The following is an 18,407-nucleotide window of genomic DNA, read 5'->3' as shown; positions in this document are numbered from 1 at the left end:
GTTTTGAAAGGCAACAGTGACGGATATTAACCGGTCGTCACGGCTTGGGCTATCCGATCGTGGGATGCTATTATATATACATTCACGAATGCATGTATAAGTGCAATCTCTTCTCTTGTTAGCGGTGGGCTCGCAAGATTGGTTCGTAATTTGCTTAACTGTAGTCAGATTGTCATCGAGCAGACTTAAAACGGCTCGAGAAAACTCCCACCAGAGGGGAGGTCGCATCCATTATGGTCAGAAGAACCAAAGAAGAGGCGCTGGAGACGCGCAACAGCATTCTCGACGCAGCCGAACGGGTCTTCTTCGAGAAGGGCGTGTCGCGCACGTCGCTTGCCGACATCGCGCAGGCAGCCGGCGTCACGCGCGGCGCGATCTACTGGCACTTCTCGCACAAAAGCGACCTGTTCACCGAGATGTTCGATCGCGTGCTGCTGCCGCTCGACGAACTCAAAGCCGCTTCGCAGAATCCCAGCGAGCCCGATCCGCTCGGGCGTATCAGAGAGATTTGCATCGTCTGCCTGCGCGATACCGCCAACGACCCGCGCCGCCGCCGCGTGTTCGACATCCTGTTTCTGAAGTGCGAACTCGTCGAGGAGATGGGTCCAGTGATGATCCGCTATCAGACCAATATGCGCGAAGGGCTCGCCAAGATCGAAGGCGGCCTGCGCAACGCGATCTCCAAAGGACAACTGCCGGCCGATCTCGACACGAAAATGGCCGCGGCGATGGTGCATGCGTTTATTAGCGGCTCGCTGCGCGACATGCTGTTCCTGCCTGACGCGACCGATTTCGGCCAACATGCCGAGCAGATGGTCGCCGGGATTTTCGACGCGTTGCTGCTAAGCCCCGCGTTGCGCACGGGGCATGGAGCGTCGTCGGCCGATCCTGCCGAGAGTTAGCGGGCCTGCCGGCTGGCCCGCGCCTTCTGGTTCGACGCATAGATATTGCCGCGCTCGAGCGGCGCCCCGCCCTTCACCGCGTCGATCCATTGATCCGTGCTCGCCACCGCCGCGAAGCGCGACTGCAACACCACGCTGAAAACCCGGTGAATCTCCTGTGCGCTAGCCGACCCCGCGCTGTTTTCGTACGGCACGGAACCCGTCGCGTCGTCGAGGAATTCGACCGCGAGCCCGTCGTGAACCGCGTGGAAGATCGTCGACGCGTCGCAGTTGTGGGTCATGTAGCCGATTACCGTCAGCGTGTCGATCTGCTGCGAGCGCAACCATGCGCCCAGATCGGTGCCGGCGTAGGCGCTCGGCAGCGACTTCTCGACGTAGTGGTCATGCGGGCGCGAAGCCACGACCGGATGCAGCTCCGCCATCGCGCCGCCGCGCGCGAACAGCGGCGAAGTAGCAGGCGCGAAGTTCTGCACGACCACGATCGGCACGCCGGCCTCGCGCGCCGCGTCCATCGCGCGGCCGATGTTGGCGAGCGAGGTCTCGACCGGCGGATATTCGATCGGCAGATCGCCGGTGACATATTCGTTCTGCACATCGATGACGATCAGCGCGCGGCGCGGTGCGGACATGGCAAGACTCCTCGGTGAATAATGTTCGTGCTGCGCGGCCCGGAATGGGCCGCGAACAGGCAGCAGCGATGGATGCATTGTTGCCGCGCGTCGCGATCGCCGACAGCGACCCGAATGACAAGATTCGCTAGAATCGGGCCATCGTCGAATCCAGGGAGCCACCGATGGCGACACCCGCATCCTCCGACACCGCGACCGCGGACCCGCAGCCACACGTCGTCGCGGTAATCGCATTCGATCAGATCAGCCCGTTCCATCTGGCCGTGCCGTGCGCGGTATTCGGCGAGGACCGCCGTCGCGACGGCTTGCCCGATTTCGACTTTCGCGTCTGCGCCGAGCGGCCCGGCGCGCTCACCACCACCGCCGGCTTTTCGATCGCCGTCACGCACGGATTCGAGGCGCTCGCCGACGCGCACACGATCGTCGTGCCGAGCTGGCGCGATCCGGACGAACTACCGCCCGCCGCGCTGCTCGACGCGTTGCGTGCCGCCCACGCGCGCGGCGCGCAGCTGGTCGGCCTGTGCCTCGGCGCGTTCGTGCTGGCCGCCGCCGGGATTCTCGACGGCCGGCCGGCGTCCACCCACTGGGCGTGGGCCGACGATTTCGCGCGCCGCTATCCGCGCGTGCGGCTCGACCCCGACGTGCTCTACGTCGACGACGGCAACGTGCTGACCTCGGCCGGCACCGCCGCCGGCCTCGACTGCTGTCTGCACGTGCTGCGCAAGATGTGCGGCGCGCAGGCGGCCAATCGTGTGGCGCGCAGGCTGGTGGTGTCGCCGCATCGGCAAGGCGGGCAGGCGCAGTTCATCGAGCAGCCGGTCGCGCCGAACGTGCGCGGCGATCGGCTGTCGTGCCTGCTGGAATGGGTCAGCGGCAATCTGGACGCGCCGCACACGCTCGACACGCTGGCCGGGCGCGCACTGATGAGCCGCCGCACGTTCACGCGACGCTTTCGCCTCGCCACCGGCAGCACCGTCGGCGCGTGGCTGTTGTCGCAGCGACTCGCGCGCGTGCAGCAGTTGCTCGAGACCACCGACGAGTCGGTCGAAGCGATCGCGGGAATGGCGGGTTTCGGTTCGACGGCTTCGCTTCGTCAACATTTCGCGGAAGCGTTCCGCACGTCGCCCTCCGCGTGGCGGCGCGAGTTTCGCGGGGTGTGAGCGATGTGCGATGCGTTGCGTGGGAGGCAGGAAGCTCAGGCACCGCCGTTTCGTAAGGAGCCAACGTGATTTCGTAGTCGCGTGAACGCGACAGCGTCAGTGCTCGCTGATCCACCGCGCCACATAAAGCAGCAGCGCGACCACGAAAATCATCGCGGCCCACGCCCAGTTCGGAACCACATGCGGACTCGGCTCGCGATGCGAGACTCCATGCGACACCCCGTGCGACGCGCTCGCCGCGCGGCCGGTCAATCCGTTGCCGTGATCCACGCGCGTGCGCCGCGCGATGCCGCCTAGCGTGATCGGCCGCAGAAACACGTGCTGACGCCGCGGCGCCCCGCCGCGCGCGCGGTTCGGTCCTTGTCCATGCTTCGCGCGCACGACGGCGTCGAATTCGGTGAAAAAGTCATCCGCCAGCTCGCGCAGCGCATTTTCGAGCTGGCGTGTCGGCAGTTCGGCGAGCGGGCCGGACGACGTCGCCCAGATCGTATAGTCGATGCGCGTGCCATGTTCCTTGCCGGCGCCGTGCCCGTGGTCGTCGGCGCGCAATTTTATTTCGATCTGGCCGCGCAGCGCGCCGATGCCCTCGGCGCGCGCCTTGAAGTTGATGGTGCGGCGCTCGGCGTCAGCCGGCCCGGAATCCTGACCGGCGACGTGGGCCCGCGCCTGATAACGCGCCCGTAGCGGCCCGAGCGGCACCGTCATGGTCAACTCGTACTCGCCGTGGGCGAGACGCGTAAAGGATTCGCAGTTGTCGAGGCTGGCACGCAACAGCGCGAGGTCCTGCAGCGCGTCCCAAACGTCGGACGGCGCAAGCGGAATACGTAACGCGTCGTTCAGCTCCATGGCAGCCTCCCCGATAAACGCGCGACAGCGGATCAGGACGTCTGATCGATGCGGTCGACGCGCGATGAGTAAAACGCGAGATACCCTGTTATCTGTTTTGCCGGCTCGAGCGGTGTTTCATAGCTCCACACGGCGTTCTCGATCAGACCGTCTTCCGTGCGCAGGTGAAAATACGACGCGTCGCCCTTGAACGGGCAATGCGACGTGTGCGCGGAGCGTTCCAGCCGCGCCATGTTCACGTGTTCGCGCGGGAAATAAAACACGTCGGGCAGACCGGTTTCGCTGAGCGTCAGCCCCGCTTGCGTATCGGCCATCGTGACGCCGCCGTGAATCACGCGCACCCGATGGTTGTTGCCAGAAATCGTGATCGTGTGGCCGCCCGCGCTCGCGCCGGCCCCGGAGCCGGGGTGTCCGTGAGGTGTCAAGGCATCGCTCATGTCCCGGCTCCTTAATCATGTGCAAGCGCATGTGCAAGCGCCTGTGCAAGCGGCGTGTTCGATCGACGTGCTCAAGTGGCGTCTACGGTCGTGCAAGGGCGCGGCGGCACATAGAGCAAAGCCACGGGCGCGCCCGTGGCTTCATTATCGGCCAAACTCCCGCCGAGCGCGCGGCCTTCCTGCGCGCCTTTCAGCGCCCGGCCGGCCGCGTTGTTTACTGCGTATTCCAGTAGAACGCGGCCTTCGCCGTGCCCTTGGCCGGCACTGTCACCGGCTTCGTCTGGTCGCGATCCTTATATTGCGCGTGCACGGTGTAACGCCCCGGACGCAGCTTCACCAGCATGTACGGCCCGCGCGACGTGGCGCTCAACACTTCGCCGTTGTGCGCGTCGACCACCCGAACGTGGACGTCGGCGAGAAAGTCCGAGCCGGGGCCGGTGAAGCGCAGCGACAGCGGCCACTGGCTCTGCGCGTGTTGCAATGCCTTCGATTCGTCCTGACCGACGCCGCCCGACACGAACGAGACGTCGCCGTGGTGCTGGATTTGCGGCAGACCGCCGCCGTTCGCGTTGCCTGCGCTGCTGTCGTCGGCGGTCGAGCCGCCGCTTACATCGCTCGCCTGCTGTGCATACGCGCCGCCCGCCAGACCGAGCGTGAGCGCTGCGCAGAGTGCAGCGGCTACGATCCTTCGCTGATTGCGTTGGGTTTTCATCGGTTCGCTCCTTGTTAAGGTCCTTGTCGCTTTCTTCGACTGCTCCGGGTTCTTCACGAGCCCGGGTTCATGGAGACGCAACCTGCGTGCCACCGGGCAGATCGCGCCGTCGGGAAACCGCTGCTTTGCCGCCGCACGAGGCGCGCCGCTGCGGTTTACGTCTGCTGAATACGTTGGGCTGCATGTAAAAAAGCCGGTCCGCGTGCAGTAAGTGCAAGGGACCGGCATCTATTACTTCGATTTCCACACGGCCCGGTCGAACGGTCGGACCACGGGATTTCAGCCGAGATCGACCGGCACGAAGATCTGTGCGTTGTCGCGCTGGATCAGCAGCGCGATGCTGTTGCCGGCGCTCGCGATCATCTGCTTCAACTGATCGACGCTCGAGATCGGCCGGCCGTTGACCGCCAGAATCACGTCACCCGGTTGAATGCCGGCGCTTTCAGCCGCGCCGCCCGCCTGCTGCACCAGCAAACCGTGCGACACCGACGCACCGCTCTGCTCCGCCGGCGTCAACGGCCGCACGGCCACGCCGAGACGGCCTTGCAGCTGCGTCGGTTGATCGGCCTTGTCCGCGGAAGCGGTTTTCGCATCCGACAGCGAACCGATGGTCACCTTCAGATCCTTGGTCGCCTTGTCGCGCCACACCTGGACGGTGGCCGAACTGCCCGGCGCCAGACCCGCGACCTGCGCCGGCAGATCCGACGAATCGCCGACCGGGTCGCCGTTCACCGACAGAATCACGTCGCCCGGTTGCAAACCGCCCTTCGCAGCCGGGCCGCCCGGATCGACCGAGCTCACGAGCGCGCCTTGCGGCTTCTGCATCCCGAACGAATCGGCGAGCGTCTGGTTCATCCCCTGCACGGCGACGCCGAGACGGCCGCGGCTCACGTGGCCGGTCTTGACGATGTCGTCCTTGACCTTGATCGCCTCGTTGATCGGAATCGCGAACGAAAGACCCTGGAAGCCGCCCGTCTGCGAATAGATCATCGAGTTGATGCCGATCACTTCGCCTTGCAGGTTGAACAGCGGACCGCCGGAGTTGCCGGGGTTCACCGGCACGTCGGTCTGGATGAACGGCGTGTAGTTTTCGTTCGGCAGCGAGCGCGACTTCGCGCTGATGATGCCCGAGGTCACCGTGTTGTCGAAGCCGTAAGGCGAGCCGATCGCAACCACCCACTGGCCGACCTTGCTTTGGCGCGGATCGCCGATCTTCACGATCGGCAGATTGCTCGCGTCGATCTTCAGCACCGCGACGTCGGACTGTTTGTCGGCGCCGACCACCTTCGCACGGAATTCACGCTTGTCGGTCAGCTTGACGGTGACGACGTTCGCGCCGTCCACCACATGCGCATTCGTCAGGATATAGCCGTCGCTGCTGACGATGAACCCCGAGCCGAGACTCGCGCTCGGCTGATCGGGCGCATCGCCGCCGTCGCCGCCTTGCATGCCCGGCATGCCGCCGAAGAAGCGTTTGTAGAACTGGTAGAACGGATCGTTCGGGTCGATCGGCAACTGGTTGCCGCTGGCGCCGCCATTGCCGTTACCGCGCAACGCGGCCTGCTTGACCACGTGCTTCGCGCTGATGTTGACGACGGCCGGGCCGTAGGTTTCGACCAGACCCGAGAAGTCGGGGACACCGGTTTTGGCGGCGGCTTCGGCGGGCATCATCGCGGCTTGCGCCTGCGTGATGACCTGCGGCGGCGGCACGTCGCGATGCCCCGCCACATAGCCGGCGGACAGCGCCACGGCGACAGCTACAGCAACCGCGCTGCGGGACAAGGTTTTCGCGTTCATCGTGTACTCCTGACTGGCAGAAAGAGGCTTCGGGATGACGTGAAGCGTACGGACCGTCGCTTAAATGAGTCTTAAGCAGCGACAGATCGTTTTTTGCCCGGTTTTTAGTCGTTAGAGTCGGTTTTAAGGCTGTTTTAAGCCTCTTTCCGAACCAGCCGCAGCACCGCGCAAACGGTGCTTTTTTCAGAAACGCACGCTCACCTGCAAACCGCCTGAAGGCGATTCGTCGAGTGTGACCGTCGCGCGATGTTGAGTGGCGATGCGGCGCACGATCGCGAGGCCGAGGCCGGTGCCGCCGACGTCCGTGCGCACCCGGTTTTCGCCCGCACCGGCGCGGTAAAAGCGATCGAACACACGATCGCGTTCGGACGGCGCGATGCCGGGTCCGCTATCGGCGATGCGCGCCACCGGATGCCCGTCTTCGACATGCAGACTGACGTCGACGTGACCGCCGTGCGGCGTGTACTTGGCCGCATTGTCGACCAGGTTGTTGAACATCACGCGCAGCGCTTCCGGGTCGCCGATCACCGTGGCCGACTCGCTCGCGTCGATACCCAGATCGACGCCGCGATTCATCGCAAGCGGCGCGTAAGCTGCCACGCAGTCGCGCAGCAGCGCGCGCAAGTCGATTGCGTCGGTGACAGCGAGGCCATCCGGCTCCGAACGCGCGAGCGCCAGCAATTGCTCGGCAAGACGGGTCGCCCGCGTGACGCCGGCCTGCAGATCGGCCAGCGCTTCGCCGCGCGCGACGTCGTCTTTCGCGCGCGCCACCAGTTGCGACTGGATCTGCACGGCGGCGAGCGGCGTGCGCAACTCATGCGCGGCATCGGCGACGAAAGCCTTCTGGATATCGAGTGCAGTCGCGAGCCGTTGCAGCAGACCGTTCAGCGCGCGCACGAGCGGTTGCACTTCGAGCGGCAGCCGCTGGTCGGGCAACGGATCGAGCGCTTCGGGATGACGCGCGTTGAGCGCGGTGGTCACGCGGCGCAACGGCTTGAGTCCACGACCGACGATGATCCATACCGCCACGCCCATCAGCGGCAACAGCACGAGCAGCGGCCACAACGTGCGCAGCGCGACGTTCGCCGCGAGCCGGTTGCGCACCGAAATCGGCTGCGCCAGTTGCACGACGTTATCGCCGACGATCGCGCCATACACGCGCCAGTCGCCGCGCTCGGTGCGTTCGGTCGAAAAGCCGAGTTCGGCGCGCGGCGCGAGCGGCGCACGCGGACGCGAGTAGTACATCAGCACGCCGTTGCGATTCCAGATCTGCAGCACGATGCCTTCGTCGCCGGTGTCGCGCGAACCGAGCACCTGCGAGAACGGTTCCGACGGCAGCGCCGCGGCGATCTGCTCCAGCTGGTAATCGAACAGTTCGTTGGCTTCGGCCAGCGCCTGCCGGTAGATCAGCCAACCCGCAATGCCGACGCCGAGCAACACCAGCGCCAGCAGCCACACAAGCAATTGACGGCGAATCGAACGCATCGGCTCAGGCGTCCTTCGCGATCATGTAGCCGAGGCCACGCACGTTGCGGATCAGTTCCGCGCCGAGCTTCTTGCGCAGCGCATGGATATAGACCTCGACCGTGTTGCTGCCGATCTCCTCGCCCCAGCCGTACATTTTTTCTTCGAGCTGGCTCTTCGACAGCACCGCGCCGGGCCGCGCGATCAGCGCCTCGAGCAGCGCGAATTCGCGCGCCGACAACGCGACCGGCGCGCCGTCGAGCGTGACCTGATGCGACGCGGGATCGAGCGTGAGGTTGCCGTGGCGAATCGTCGAATCGCTGCGGCCGGACTGGCGGCGAATCAACGCGCGCATGCGGGCGCCGAGTTCGTCGAGATCGAAGGGTTTGACGAGGTAATCGTCGGCGCCAGCGTCGAGCCCCTTCACGCGATCGGCGACCGCATCGCGCGCGGTGACGATCAGCACCGGCAGCGCGTGGCCGCGCGCGCGCAGCGTGCGCAGCACGTCGAGGCCGTCGCGTTTGGGCAAACCGAGGTCCAGCAATACGAGATCGTAAGGTTGACTCGACGCCGCGCTGAGCGCCGCTTCGCCGTCTTCCACCCAGTCCACCGCGAAGCCTTCGCCGCGCAACGCTTTGCGCACCCCTTCGGCAATCATCCGGTCGTCTTCGACTAGCAATATGCGCATGACATGACGGTCCTGAAACATTCATCGATGCCGCATTCTAGCGTCCGCGCGGGCGGGCGCGAGGCATGATGCTTTTTCACCGCAGCGCCGCGGCATGTCTCTACAATGGGCGCTTTGCTTCGCGGCACCCGGCTGTCGATGTGTCCGAAGCCCTGAAATTCTGCCCGCCCGTTCATGACGCACGCTTTTCTGTCTTCCCTCGCACGCCGTCTGGTTCACCTTCCGGTATTGCGTTCGCCTGGCTCCGCTCCCGCCGCTGTCACTGCTGCCCACACTTGCGTGCCGCGCCGTTTCGCTCCTCGCAGCGCGGCGCTGATATTTGCCGGCATCGCGCTCGTGAGCGGCGCGTCCGTGCCGCTCGCGGCCCAGGCGCGCGTCAAGGCCGCGCATCCGAGCGTCAACGTCACCACGGTGTTGCCGCAAGCGGTGATGGTGGGCTTGCAGCGCGCGCATGTGCCGCTGTCGTCGATCAGCGTGGTCGTGGAAAAAGTAGGCGACCGCACGCCGATCCTCGCGCTGAACGCCGGCAAACCGATGATGCCCGCGTCCACGATGAAGCTCGTCACCACCTATTCCGGGCTGTCGATTCTCGGCCCCGACTATCGCTGGCGCACCAGCGCGTACTCGGACGGCACCGTGGACGGCAACGGCGTGCTGCACGGCAATCTATACATCCAGGGCACGGGCGACCCGAAGCTGGTGCCGGAAGAATTGATCGACCTCGTGCAGAAGATCCACAAGGCGGGCATCAACGGTATCGACGGCGCATTGGTGCTCGACAAGCGCTACTTCGATCCGTCGACGCGCGACCTGCCGCCATTCGACGACGACGCGAGCGCGCCGTACAACGTCGGCCCCGATCCGCTGCTGTACGCGTTCAAGTCGTTGTCGTTCACGCTGACGCCGTCGTCCAACGGCAGCGTCGCGATCGACGTGCTGCCCGCGCTCGCGCAGTTGCAGATCGACAATCAGATGCACGCGGTCAATGGCCCATGCCGCGGCGACGCCGCAGCCGTGTCGCCGAGCGTCACGCCGCAGCCGAACGGCACCGTGGTGGCGTCGTTTGCCGGCGAGTATTCGGTGCGCTGCGGCCCGCGCACGATCAACGTCGCCGTGCTCGATCACTCGGCGTTCTTCGCGGGCGGCTTCCTCGCGTTATGGCAGCAAACCGGCGGCACCTTCAGCGGCGCGACTCGCGAAGGCGCGGTGCCGGTGGGCGCGAAACTGGTCGCGACACACCAGGGGCCGGTGCTGTCCGACATCGTTCGCGACATCAACAAGTTCAGCAACAACACGATGGCGCGCAACCTGTTCCTGACGATCGGCGCCACCGAAGAAAAACCGCCGGCCACGCCCGAGAAATCGGCGCGCGCGATCGAAGCGTTTCTGCGCCGCGACAGCATCGACATGGAATACCTGACGCTCGACAACGGCTCGGGCCTCTCGCGCGACGAACACGTCACCGCGCTCGCGCTCGCCGATCTGCTGCAACGGGCCAACGCGAGCCCGGTCGCTCAGGTGTTCGTCGAATCGCTGCCGATCGCGGGCGTGGACGGCACGATGCGCAACCGTCTGACGAACCAGGGCGCGGGCGGCAACGCGCACATCAAGACCGGCACGTTGCGCGACGTGCGTGCGATCGCCGGCTATGTCGCGTCGGCGGACGGCAACAGCTACGTGGTGGTGAGCCTGATCAACGACCCGCATTCGGAAGCCGCGCGCGCCGCGCATGATGCGTTGCTCGAATGGGTCTACCAGGGTCCGTCCCAGGGATTCACGAAGGTCTCCACGAAAGTCTCCGCGCCGCCCTCCGATCCGGCCGAACCGGCGCGCGCCAAGCCCAGGAAAAACCCGCACAAGCGCGCGGGCCATTGAATATTCCTTCTATAGAAGCCGTGCGTCTCATCGCGTCCAAGCGTGTACGCTGTCGGGCAGTGATTGAGGCGCACGTGAAACACGATGCGTAGTGCGCGAACCGCGCATCGGCTGCAAGAGCGGGGCCCAATCAAACGATAACGACAACGTCCGCGGCGACCAACGCCGCGGCCCCGGGACCACGGAGGAAGACACGATGCAATTCGATGCCGAATTGCTGCTGCTCGCCATGGCGCCAGTCTTTCTCGCATGCATCGGCTGGGAGGCGTGGCACCTGCGGCGTACCCGCCCGGGCGCACAAATCTATAGCTGGCGCGACACCTTCTGCAACGCCGCGCTCGCGCTGATGCAGCAAGCCGCGGACAAACTCGCGTGGCTCGCGATCATTCCCGTCTACGCGTTCTTCTACGATCGTTACCGCATCGCCACGTGGCCGTCCACGTGGGTTTCGTTCGTCGTACTGTTCATCGCGCAAGATCTGCTCTACTACGGGTTTCACCGCAGCAGCCATCGGGTGCGCTGGCTGTGGGCCGCGCATGTCGTGCATCACTCGTCGGAGCGAATGAATTTTTCGACCGCGTTCCGTCAGAGCCTGATGTATCCGGTCGCAGGCATGTGGCTGTTCTGGATTCCGCTCGCGGTACTCGGCTTCCCGCCGAAGCAGATCGTCGCCGTCGTGTTGATCAATCTCGGCTTCCAGTTCTTCGTGCACACGCAGGCGTTCGGCAAGCTCGGCTGGCTCGAGTACGTGTTCAATACGCCGTCGATTCATCGCGTGCACCACGCGCGCAACGACCGCTATATCGATCGCAACTACGCAGGCGTGCTGGTGATCTGGGACCGCCTGTTCGGCAGTTACGTCGACGAAGATCCGCAGGATGCGCCGGTGTACGGCATCGTCGAGCCGCTGCACACGTATAACCCGCTGAAGGCGACGTTCCACGAATGGCAATCGATGGCCGCCGATTTCGCGAGCGTGCACGGCTGGCGCAACAAGCTGCGCGCGCTGTTCGCGCCGCCGGCCTGGGCCGCGCAATATCACGCGTCGCGCGCGGGCGCTGCGGCCTCCACAGTTCGCGACATAGGCATCGAAGAAAACCATACAGCCGCGTTTCACCCGACTCGCAGGCCGTAGAAGATTCTGTAAGCTGTGTCATACCGCCGACGCGGTGGGCGCCGCCTGCAATACATGGCATCAGGGCCACACATACGAGGAGATGTAGTCAACATGAATCAAACAGCATCGAAGAAGCGTCAATTCATTCGCGTCACGCAGATCGCCATGGCTAGCGCTGCGTTTGCCCTGATCGCGGCTTGCGGCGGCGGCAGCGACAACAACAACAATGCGAGCAGCACGCCGGCAGGCGGCGTCAAACTGCAGGTGGTGTCGTTCGGCGACAGCCTGTCGGACGTCGGCACGTATTCGCCGGTGATCCAGTCGAGCTTCGGCGGCGGCCGCTTCACGACCAACCCCGGCGAAGTGTGGACGCAGAAGGTGGCGGAATACTACGGCGGCACGTTGACGCCGGCTTACGTCGGCGGTTTCGGCCAGCCGCTGGTCGCGACAGGCGGCTTCGGTTACGCGCAGGGCGGCTCGGACGTCGTCAATCCGCAAGGTCAGGGCTGGGCGCCGAACAACCTGGCGGCGACCACGGTGCCGGTCGTGACTCAGGTGGCGAATTACCTGTCCGCGCATACGAACTTCAACGCGAATCAGCTCGTGCTGGTGAACGGCGGCGCGAACGACATCTTCCAGTTTGCCGGAACCACCGCCAATCTGACCGCACTCGCCACGGCGCTGGCGACGCAATACCCGCTGCTCGTGCAAGCCGGTCAATTGCCGAACTCGCAGGCGGGCCAGGTCGCGTTCATCGTCGGTTATCTGCAGCAACTGCCGAACCCGCAAATCGCGCAAGCCGCCACCCAACTCGCCGCGCAAGTCCAGACCATCGTCAACTCGGGCGCGACCCATGTGGTGGTGTCGACGGTGCCGGACATCGGCAATACACCGCTCGGCGTTGCGGCCGAAGCGGCCACGCCGGGCTCGTCCAAACTGCTGACAGGCATTACCGCCGCGTATAACTATCTGCTGGTCCAGAACATGACGGCGCTCGGCCTCGTGGGTACGGGTGCGGGCAAGGTTATCGTCGCCGATGCATTCACGTGGCTGGATCAGCAATTGCCGAACTACAAGGCGCTGGGCTTCACGGTCTCCAACACCGGCACGGCATGCAACCTGGCAGCGATGGTGAGCAACGCAACCGCCTACGCCACCGCCAATCCGGGCGCGACGAACGGGTTGACTCCGGCTCAGTACGGCGCGCAGTTCGGTTCGTCGCTATTCTGCTCGCCGCAGACCTATACGGTGGCCGGTGCGGACCAAACCTACATGTTCGCGGATACGGTCCATCCGAGCACGCACACGCATGCTTTGTTCGCGCAGTATGTCCAGCAGCAGATCGCGGCTACGGGTCTGGGGAAGTAAGCGGATTGCCGCCGTCTGGCGGTAGTAGAAAGAGGCTGTGAGGAACGCCCTCGCTCGCTGGTCGAGCCGGGGCGTTTTTTGTGGTCACGCGAAATCGGCTGCCCTACCCTTCTACCCTTGTGACTCAAAAGCTGCGGCAGCCCGCCCAAGCCGATCGTTGACCGCGATCCATTCGATGGTGTCGGGCAGCTTCTCGATCAGAATGCGCGTGACGTTCTCGCGGTCCAGCGCTCTGAGCAAGCCATACAACTCACGCGCATAGACGTGGGGGTCTTCCGGCGCGGCGATGAAATGCACGCCGTCGGCATCGGCCCAATGCCCGGCACGCGACGCCCGCGCGACCAGCGCGACACGCTCGCCCGCTTCGCGCGTGGCGAGCAACGGCTCGAGCGCAGCGAACGGCAACAACGCGAGCGGCGTGCGCGGCGCGTAGTGCGCCTTCAACGTTCCGGACGCTCGCGGCGCAGTCGCATCCGAACCGTCCGGCAAACGCGGCGCTTCGCCGAGCACGTCGGCGATGTCTTGCGGCGTCACACGCCCCGGCCGCAACAACGCGGGAAAACCACGCGACAAATCCAGAATCGTCGATTCAATCCCGACATCCGACGCGCCGCCGTCCAGCACGTGGATCGCACCGCCGAACTCGTCGCGCACGTGCTGCGCAGTGGTGGGACTGACATGCCCAAAGCGGTTCGCCGACGGCCCCGCCACCCCGCCATGTCCGCCGCGCAATGCGCTGAACGCTTCGAGCAGCGCCTGCGCAACCGGATGCGACGGACAGCGCAAACCCACCGAATCCTGCCCGCCGCTCACCGCCGGATTAATCCGCGCCGCACGCTTCAGAATCAGCGTAAGCGGCCCTGGCCAGAACGCGTCGATCAGACGCTGCGCTTGCTCCGGCAACTGGTCGACCCAATAGTTCGGATCGCCCTGCGGCGCCAGATGCACGATCACCGGATGATTCGCGGGCCTTCCCTTCGCCGCATAGATGCGTGCGACCGCGTCCGGACTTTCCGCGTCGCCGCCGAGCCCATACACGGTCTCGGTCGGAAACGCGACGAGACCGCCCGCGTCGAGCAGCGCCGCCGCGTGCGCGATCTGCTCGGCGCTCACGGACAAGACGCGCGGCGCGCCGGCTTCGGCAGGTTTGTTTTGCTCGGGCATGGCGTGCGTATCAGCTCGTGACGATATGCAGCAGCCGCGCGCAATCGCGGCCGGCCGTGCGCGCTTCTTCGAGCGTCGCGGCCGTAAAGTTCACGTGACCCATCTTGCGGCCGCAACGCGCCTCTTCCTTGCCGTACAGATGCAAACGCGCCGCCGGCATCGCCGCGACTTCGTGCCACGGCGGCGTGAGCGTTGCGCCCTTCGGGCCGTCCGGGAACCAGACGTCGCCGAGGATGTTCAGCATCACCGCCGGCGAATGCTGGCGCGTGTCGCCGAGCGGCATGCCGGTCATCGCGCGCACCTGCTGTTCGAACTGGCTGGTCGCGCAGGCATCCACCGTGTAGTGACCGGAATTGTGCGGACGCGGCGCCATTTCGTTGGCGACGAGCGAGCCGTCTTCGAGAATGAAGAACTCGACGCACAGCACGCCCACATAGCCGAGTTTGTCGGCAATCTGCAGCGCGGCTTGTTGCGCCTGCTCGACCAGCGTCGGGCTCGCGTCCGGCGCAGGGACGATCGTATGCGACAGCACGCCGTCGCGATGGGTGTTCTGCGCGAGCGGATACACCACCGATGCGCCGTTCGCCGCGCGCGCGATCAGCGCGGACACCTCGAACTTCAGCGGCAGACGCTTTTCCAGCACGCACGGCACGCCGGCCAGCGACGCATGCGCCGCGCGCACTTCCTCGGCGTTGCGTACGCGGATCTGGCCTTTGCCGTCGTAGCCCATGCGCGCGGTCTTGAGAATGCCGGGCAGCACGGCGTCGAGCTTCGCGTCGTCGAGCGCGGCGAGCGCGTCCGACGACTCGATCACCAGATGCGGCGCCACCGTCACGCCCGACGACGCGATAAAGCGCTTCTCGGCGATACGATCTTGCGCGACGGCGACGCAACGGCCGGCCGGGCTCACGAAGGTGGTTTTCGCGAGGAAATCGAGGCTCGCGGCCGGCACGTTCTCGAATTCGGTCGACACCGCCGCGCACAGGCGAGCGAGTTCGGTCAGCGACGCTTCGTCGTCGTAAGCCGCGCGGATGTGGCGGTCGGCCACCGCGCCCGCCGGACTGGTTTCGTCCGGATCGAGCACGGCGACGCGGTAGCCCATCGCCTGGGCGGCAAAGCAGAACATGCGGCCAAGCTGGCCGCCACCGACCATGCCAAGCCATGCGCCGGGCAGAATCGGTGAAACCGGTGTGTTGTCTGGGTTCATCTTAGTGGTCGGTCGCGGCCGGATACGCATGCCTTCATGCGAAACACCCGGCCGGGGGTCAGACAGGGGACGTCTAAAAATTGTCGCGCTTACAGCGCGGGCAGCGCCATCGCGTGGGCCGCTTCGTTCTGGCGCACGCGGAACGCTGCGAGCTTCTCCGCATAGTCGGTGCCCGTGCCGCTCAGGATCGACACCGCGAACAGCGCCGCGTTGGCCGCGCCCGCTTCGCCGATCGCGAAGGTGGCGACCGGCACGCCCTTGGGCATCTGCACGATCGAATGCAGCGAATCCACGCCCTTCAGATACTTGCTCGCGACCGGCACGCCGAGCACCGGCACCGTGGTTTTGGCGGCCAGCATGCCCGGCAGGTGCGCGGCACCGCCGGCACCGGCGATGATCGCGCGAATGCCGCGCTCACGCGCGCTTTCGGCGTACGCGAACATTTCGTCGGGCATGCGGTGCGCGGACACCACCTTCGCTTCGTACGGCACGCCGAATTCCTGCAGAATCGCGACCGCGTTCTTCATCACGTCCCAATCGGAACTGGAGCCCATCAGCACGCCGACGACCGGCGCCGCATGGGTATGGGCGGTTTGAGCTTCACTCATGTTACGGCTTCCTTCTCTCTGGTCGACGCACTTAAGCGAGCTTCTGTCCGGTCAGGCGTTCGAGCGCTTCCTGATACTTTTCGCCCGTCTTCGTGACGACGTCGTCCGGCAGCTTCGGCGCCGGCGGTTCTTTCTTCCACGGCTGGGTTTCGAGCCAGTCGCGCACGAACTGCTTGTCGAACGACGGCGGGTTGGTGCCGACCTGGTACTGATCGGCCGGCCAGAATCGCGACGAATCCGCGGTCAGCGCCTCGTCCATCAGGTACAGCTTGCCGTGGTTGTCCAGACCGAATTCGAACTTCGTGTCCGCGATGATGATGCCGCGCGTGGCCGCGTAGTCGGCCGCTTCCTTGTACAGCTTGATCGAGATGTCGCGGATCGTGGCCGACAGTTCGGTGCCGATCCGGCGTTCCATCTCGTTGTAGGTGATGTTCTCGTCGTGATGGCCCATTTCGGCCTTGGCTGCCGGCGTGAAGATCGGCTCGGGCAGCTTCTGCGCGTTTTGCAGGCCCGGCGGCAGTTCCACGCCGCATACCGAACCGGTGGCCTGGTAGTCTTTCCAGCCGCTGCCGGCCAGATAGCCGCGCACCACGGCTTCGACGAGGATAGGCTCGAGGCGCTTGACCACCACCGCGCGGCCCTTCACCTGCTCGACTTCGTCCGCCGCCACCACGGATTCGGGCGCGACGCCCGTCAGGTGGTTCGGCACCACGTGCTTGAGCCTGTCGAACCAGAAGTTCGCCATTTCGTTGAGCACCCGGCCCTTATTCGGAATCGGCTCGCCCATGATGACGTCGAACGCCGACAGCCGGTCGGTTGTGACGATCAGCAACTGGTCGTTGCCCACCGCATAGTTGTCGCGGACTTTACCGCGGCCGAGCAGCGGCAGCGAGCGGAGCGTGGATTCGTAAAGGGTAGACATCGTCGTGGTTCGCTAAAAATGGGGCAAAAAGTATGGCCGGAACAAAAGGGAAACGCCGTTCCCCGGATGATGCGGGAACGGCGGTCTAACGACAACCTGGCCTTTCGGCCAGGCCTGAGCTTACTTATAGCTTAGCGGACAACCTGTGCGAGCTCGCCCGATTTGTACTTCTCCGCGATTTTATCAAGCGAAACCGGCTTGATCTTGCCGGCCTGGCCTTCGCAGCCGAATTGCGTGAAGCGCTCGATGCAGATCTTCATGGCCGCTTCGCGCGCCGGCTTCAGGTAATCGCGCGGATCGAACTTGCCCGGGTTGGTCGCCATGTAGCGGCGGATCGCGCCGGTGATCGCGAGACGCAGGTCGGTGTCGATGTTGACCTTGCGCACGCCGTGCTTGATGCCTTCCTGAATTTCTTCGACCGGCACACCGTAGGTTTCCTTCATGTCGCCGCCGAATTCGCGGATTTCAGCGAGCAGGTCCTGCGGCACCGACGACGAACCGTGCATCACCAGGTGCGTGTTCGGAATGCGCTGGTGAATTTCCTTGATGCGCTGAATCGACAGGATATCGCCCGTCGGCTTCTTGCTGAACTTGTACGCGCCGTGCGACGTACCGATCGCGATGGCCAGTGCGTCGCACTGCGTCTGCTTGACGAAGTCGGCGGCCTGCTCCGGGTCGGTCAGCAGTTGCTCGCGGGTCATCGTGCCTTCCGCGCCGTGGCCGTCTTCCTTGTCGCCCTTCATGGTTTCCAGCGAACCGAGCACGCCCAGTTCCGCTTCCACCGTGATGCCGATCGAGTGCGCCGCTTCCACCACTTTACGCGACACGTCGACGTTGTATTCGTACGAGGCGACCGTCTTGCCGTCGGCTTCGAGCGAGCCGTCCATCATCACGCTGGTGAAACCGCTGCGGATCGCGGCCATGCAGACCGCCGGCGACTGGCCGTGATCCTGGTGCATCACGACCGGAATATGCGGATACGACTCGACCGCCGCTTCGATCAGATGACGCAGGAACGGCTCGCCCGCGTACTTACGCGCGCCGGCCGACGCCTGCATGATGACCGGCGCGTTGACCTTGTCGGCCGCCGCCATGATCGCCTGCACCTGCTCCAGATTGTTCACGTTGAATGCCGGAATGCCATAGCCGCTTTCGGCGGCATGGTCCAGCAGTTGACGCATTGATACGAGAGGCATCTAAAACTCCATAGATTGAAACGAAATCTTTGTCGTCGGCATCTTTTTATGGCGATCCGATCGCGAAGCAAACTGCCAGCCCGTTTGCGCGCAGTCTTTAAAGCGCAGTGTCCTTCGATGCGCGATTGAAGTCTGTGCGCCGCCTCTCGCGGGGCATCACAGCAACGCTTCACCCGATCCGAGCCGTGCCTGTCGGCCAGAGTTAGCGCTTTAGCGCTTACTTCTGTCCCATGCAAAGCGAGTCGGCCAGAGTTAGCGCTTTAGCGCCTACTCTGACCCCACGCAAAGCGAGTCGACCAGAGCTAGCGCTTCAGC

The 18,407-nt window shown here is 64.9% G+C and carries 17 protein-coding genes; 5 read left to right on the top strand and 12 right to left on the bottom strand.

Annotation, left to right across the window (positions count from 1 at the left end; translation table 11 throughout):
- The first annotated feature begins 233 nt into the window (after nt 1-233).
- Complete coding sequence (locus tag PQQ51_RS01125; protein ID WP_408494056.1) at nt 234-902, top strand: TetR family transcriptional regulator; 669 nt, start codon at nt 234-236, stop codon at nt 900-902.
- Here PQQ51_RS01125 and PQQ51_RS01120 read toward each other — a convergent pair.
- On the bottom strand, nt 899-1,531 hold the full coding sequence (locus tag PQQ51_RS01120) for a cysteine hydrolase family protein (RefSeq protein ID WP_408494055.1): 633 nt from the start codon (nt 1,529-1,531) through the stop codon (nt 899-901). The two genes, PQQ51_RS01125 and PQQ51_RS01120, sit on opposite strands and share 4 nt — an antisense overlap.
- Nucleotides 1,532-1,695: 164 nt before the next feature.
- Between PQQ51_RS01120 and PQQ51_RS01115 the strand changes: the two genes are divergently transcribed.
- A complete protein-coding gene (locus tag PQQ51_RS01115) occupies nt 1,696-2,691 on the top strand; it encodes a helix-turn-helix domain-containing protein (RefSeq protein WP_408494054.1) in 996 nt (331 codons plus the stop codon).
- 96 nt (nt 2,692-2,787) lie between these two features.
- Here the strand turns inward: PQQ51_RS01115 and PQQ51_RS01110 are convergent, their stop codons facing one another.
- The 6 genes from PQQ51_RS01110 to PQQ51_RS01085 form a co-directional block, all read right to left on the bottom strand.
- On the bottom strand, nt 2,788-3,537 hold the full coding sequence (locus PQQ51_RS01110; protein WP_408494053.1) for an SRPBCC family protein: 750 nt from the start codon (nt 3,535-3,537) through the stop codon (nt 2,788-2,790).
- A gap of 32 nt (nt 3,538-3,569) precedes the next feature.
- The gene (locus PQQ51_RS01105) at nt 3,570-3,974 is read right to left on the bottom strand and encodes a DUF427 domain-containing protein (protein WP_408494052.1); all 405 of its coding nucleotides are present in this window, start codon (nt 3,972-3,974) and stop codon (nt 3,570-3,572) included.
- A 214-nt stretch (nt 3,975-4,188) separates the two neighbouring features.
- The gene (locus PQQ51_RS01100) at nt 4,189-4,686 is read right to left on the bottom strand and encodes a carboxypeptidase regulatory-like domain-containing protein (protein ID WP_408494051.1); all 498 of its coding nucleotides are present in this window, start codon (nt 4,684-4,686) and stop codon (nt 4,189-4,191) included.
- A 279-nt stretch (nt 4,687-4,965) separates the two neighbouring features.
- Nucleotides 4,966-6,483, bottom strand: a complete 1,518-nt coding sequence (locus tag PQQ51_RS01095) for a DegQ family serine endoprotease (RefSeq protein ID WP_408494050.1) — start codon at nt 6,481-6,483, stop codon at nt 4,966-4,968.
- A 183-nt stretch (nt 6,484-6,666) separates the two neighbouring features.
- Nucleotides 6,667-7,968, bottom strand: coding sequence for an ATP-binding protein (locus PQQ51_RS01090; RefSeq protein ID WP_408494048.1), 1,302 nt, complete (start codon nt 7,966-7,968; stop codon nt 6,667-6,669).
- A 4-nt stretch (nt 7,969-7,972) separates the two neighbouring features.
- A complete protein-coding gene (locus PQQ51_RS01085) occupies nt 7,973-8,635 on the bottom strand; it encodes a response regulator (RefSeq protein ID WP_408494046.1) in 663 nt (220 codons plus the stop codon).
- Between the two features lie 174 nt (nt 8,636-8,809).
- On the opposite strand from PQQ51_RS01085, the gene dacB reads away from it, so the two are divergent.
- From dacB to PQQ51_RS01070, 3 genes are all read left to right on the top strand, one after another.
- Nucleotides 8,810-10,510, top strand: a complete 1,701-nt coding sequence (dacB, locus tag PQQ51_RS01080) for a D-alanyl-D-alanine carboxypeptidase/D-alanyl-D-alanine endopeptidase (protein ID WP_408494044.1) — start codon at nt 8,810-8,812, stop codon at nt 10,508-10,510.
- 196 nt (nt 10,511-10,706) lie between these two features.
- Nucleotides 10,707-11,645: a sterol desaturase family protein gene (locus PQQ51_RS01075; RefSeq protein WP_408494042.1), complete on the top strand. Its 939-nt coding sequence runs from the start codon at nt 10,707-10,709 to the stop codon at nt 11,643-11,645.
- 93 nt (nt 11,646-11,738) lie between these two features.
- The gene (locus PQQ51_RS01070) at nt 11,739-12,995 is read left to right on the top strand and encodes an SGNH/GDSL hydrolase family protein (protein WP_408494039.1); all 1,257 of its coding nucleotides are present in this window, start codon (nt 11,739-11,741) and stop codon (nt 12,993-12,995) included.
- Nucleotides 12,996-13,106: 111 nt separating this feature from the next.
- On the opposite strand, the gene PQQ51_RS01065 is transcribed toward PQQ51_RS01070, so the two are convergent.
- From PQQ51_RS01065 to fba, 5 genes are all read right to left on the bottom strand, one after another.
- Entirely contained in the window at nt 13,107-14,159 is a 1,053-nt protein-coding gene (locus PQQ51_RS01065; RefSeq protein WP_408494037.1) for an L-threonylcarbamoyladenylate synthase, read from the bottom strand.
- A 10-nt stretch (nt 14,160-14,169) separates the two neighbouring features.
- On the bottom strand, nt 14,170-15,366 hold the full coding sequence (locus PQQ51_RS01060; RefSeq protein WP_408494035.1) for a 5-(carboxyamino)imidazole ribonucleotide synthase: 1,197 nt from the start codon (nt 15,364-15,366) through the stop codon (nt 14,170-14,172).
- A gap of 89 nt (nt 15,367-15,455) precedes the next feature.
- Nucleotides 15,456-15,974 (bottom strand): 5-(carboxyamino)imidazole ribonucleotide mutase, encoded by a 519-nt coding sequence (gene purE, locus PQQ51_RS01055; RefSeq protein WP_408494033.1) that lies wholly within the window; start codon nt 15,972-15,974, stop codon nt 15,456-15,458.
- Nucleotides 15,975-16,005: 31 nt separating this feature from the next.
- Nucleotides 16,006-16,896 (bottom strand): phosphoribosylaminoimidazolesuccinocarboxamide synthase, encoded by an 891-nt coding sequence (locus PQQ51_RS01050; protein ID WP_408494031.1) that lies wholly within the window; start codon nt 16,894-16,896, stop codon nt 16,006-16,008.
- Nucleotides 16,897-17,027: 131 nt separating this feature from the next.
- Nucleotides 17,028-18,092 (bottom strand): class II fructose-bisphosphate aldolase, encoded by a 1,065-nt coding sequence (gene fba / locus PQQ51_RS01045; protein ID WP_408494029.1) that lies wholly within the window; start codon nt 18,090-18,092, stop codon nt 17,028-17,030.
- Nucleotides 18,093-18,407 lie beyond the last annotated feature (315 nt).

The organism is Paraburkholderia xenovorans (assembly GCF_046030735.1).
GTDB classification, from domain to species: Bacteria; Pseudomonadota; Gammaproteobacteria; order Burkholderiales; family Burkholderiaceae; genus Paraburkholderia; species Paraburkholderia xenovorans_A.
This window is presented reverse-complemented; position numbering and strand designations above follow the sequence as displayed.

Bases quoted from the DNA above. Each gene is read 5' to 3' on its own strand.
- PQQ51_RS01125 (WP_408494056.1), top strand. From the start codon at position 234: ATGGTCAGAAGAACCAAAGAAGAGGCGCTGGAGACGCGCAACAGCATT.
- PQQ51_RS01120 (WP_408494055.1), bottom strand. From the start codon at position 1,531: ATGTCCGCACCGCGCCGCGCGCTGATCGTCATCGATGTGCAGAACGAA.
- PQQ51_RS01115 (WP_408494054.1), top strand. From the start codon at position 1,696: ATGGCGACACCCGCATCCTCCGACACCGCGACCGCGGACCCGCAGCCA.
- PQQ51_RS01110 (WP_408494053.1), bottom strand. From the start codon at position 3,537: ATGGAGCTGAACGACGCGTTACGTATTCCGCTTGCGCCGTCCGACGTT.
- PQQ51_RS01105 (WP_408494052.1), bottom strand. From the start codon at position 3,974: ATGAGCGATGCCTTGACACCTCACGGACACCCCGGCTCCGGGGCCGGC.
- PQQ51_RS01100 (WP_408494051.1), bottom strand. From the start codon at position 4,686: ATGAAAACCCAACGCAATCAGCGAAGGATCGTAGCCGCTGCACTCTGC.
- PQQ51_RS01095 (WP_408494050.1), bottom strand. From the start codon at position 6,483: ATGAACGCGAAAACCTTGTCCCGCAGCGCGGTTGCTGTAGCTGTCGCC.
- PQQ51_RS01090 (WP_408494048.1), bottom strand. From the start codon at position 7,968: ATGCGTTCGATTCGCCGTCAATTGCTTGTGTGGCTGCTGGCGCTGGTG.
- PQQ51_RS01085 (WP_408494046.1), bottom strand. From the start codon at position 8,635: ATGCGCATATTGCTAGTCGAAGACGACCGGATGATTGCCGAAGGGGTG.
- dacB (WP_408494044.1), top strand. From the start codon at position 8,810: ATGACGCACGCTTTTCTGTCTTCCCTCGCACGCCGTCTGGTTCACCTT.
- PQQ51_RS01075 (WP_408494042.1), top strand. From the start codon at position 10,707: ATGCAATTCGATGCCGAATTGCTGCTGCTCGCCATGGCGCCAGTCTTT.
- PQQ51_RS01070 (WP_408494039.1), top strand. From the start codon at position 11,739: ATGAATCAAACAGCATCGAAGAAGCGTCAATTCATTCGCGTCACGCAG.
- PQQ51_RS01065 (WP_408494037.1), bottom strand. From the start codon at position 14,159: ATGCCCGAGCAAAACAAACCTGCCGAAGCCGGCGCGCCGCGCGTCTTG.
- PQQ51_RS01060 (WP_408494035.1), bottom strand. From the start codon at position 15,366: ATGAACCCAGACAACACACCGGTTTCACCGATTCTGCCCGGCGCATGG.
- purE (WP_408494033.1), bottom strand. From the start codon at position 15,974: ATGAGTGAAGCTCAAACCGCCCATACCCATGCGGCGCCGGTCGTCGGC.
- PQQ51_RS01050 (WP_408494031.1), bottom strand. From the start codon at position 16,896: ATGTCTACCCTTTACGAATCCACGCTCCGCTCGCTGCCGCTGCTCGGC.
- fba (WP_408494029.1), bottom strand. From the start codon at position 18,092: ATGCCTCTCGTATCAATGCGTCAACTGCTGGACCATGCCGCCGAAAGC.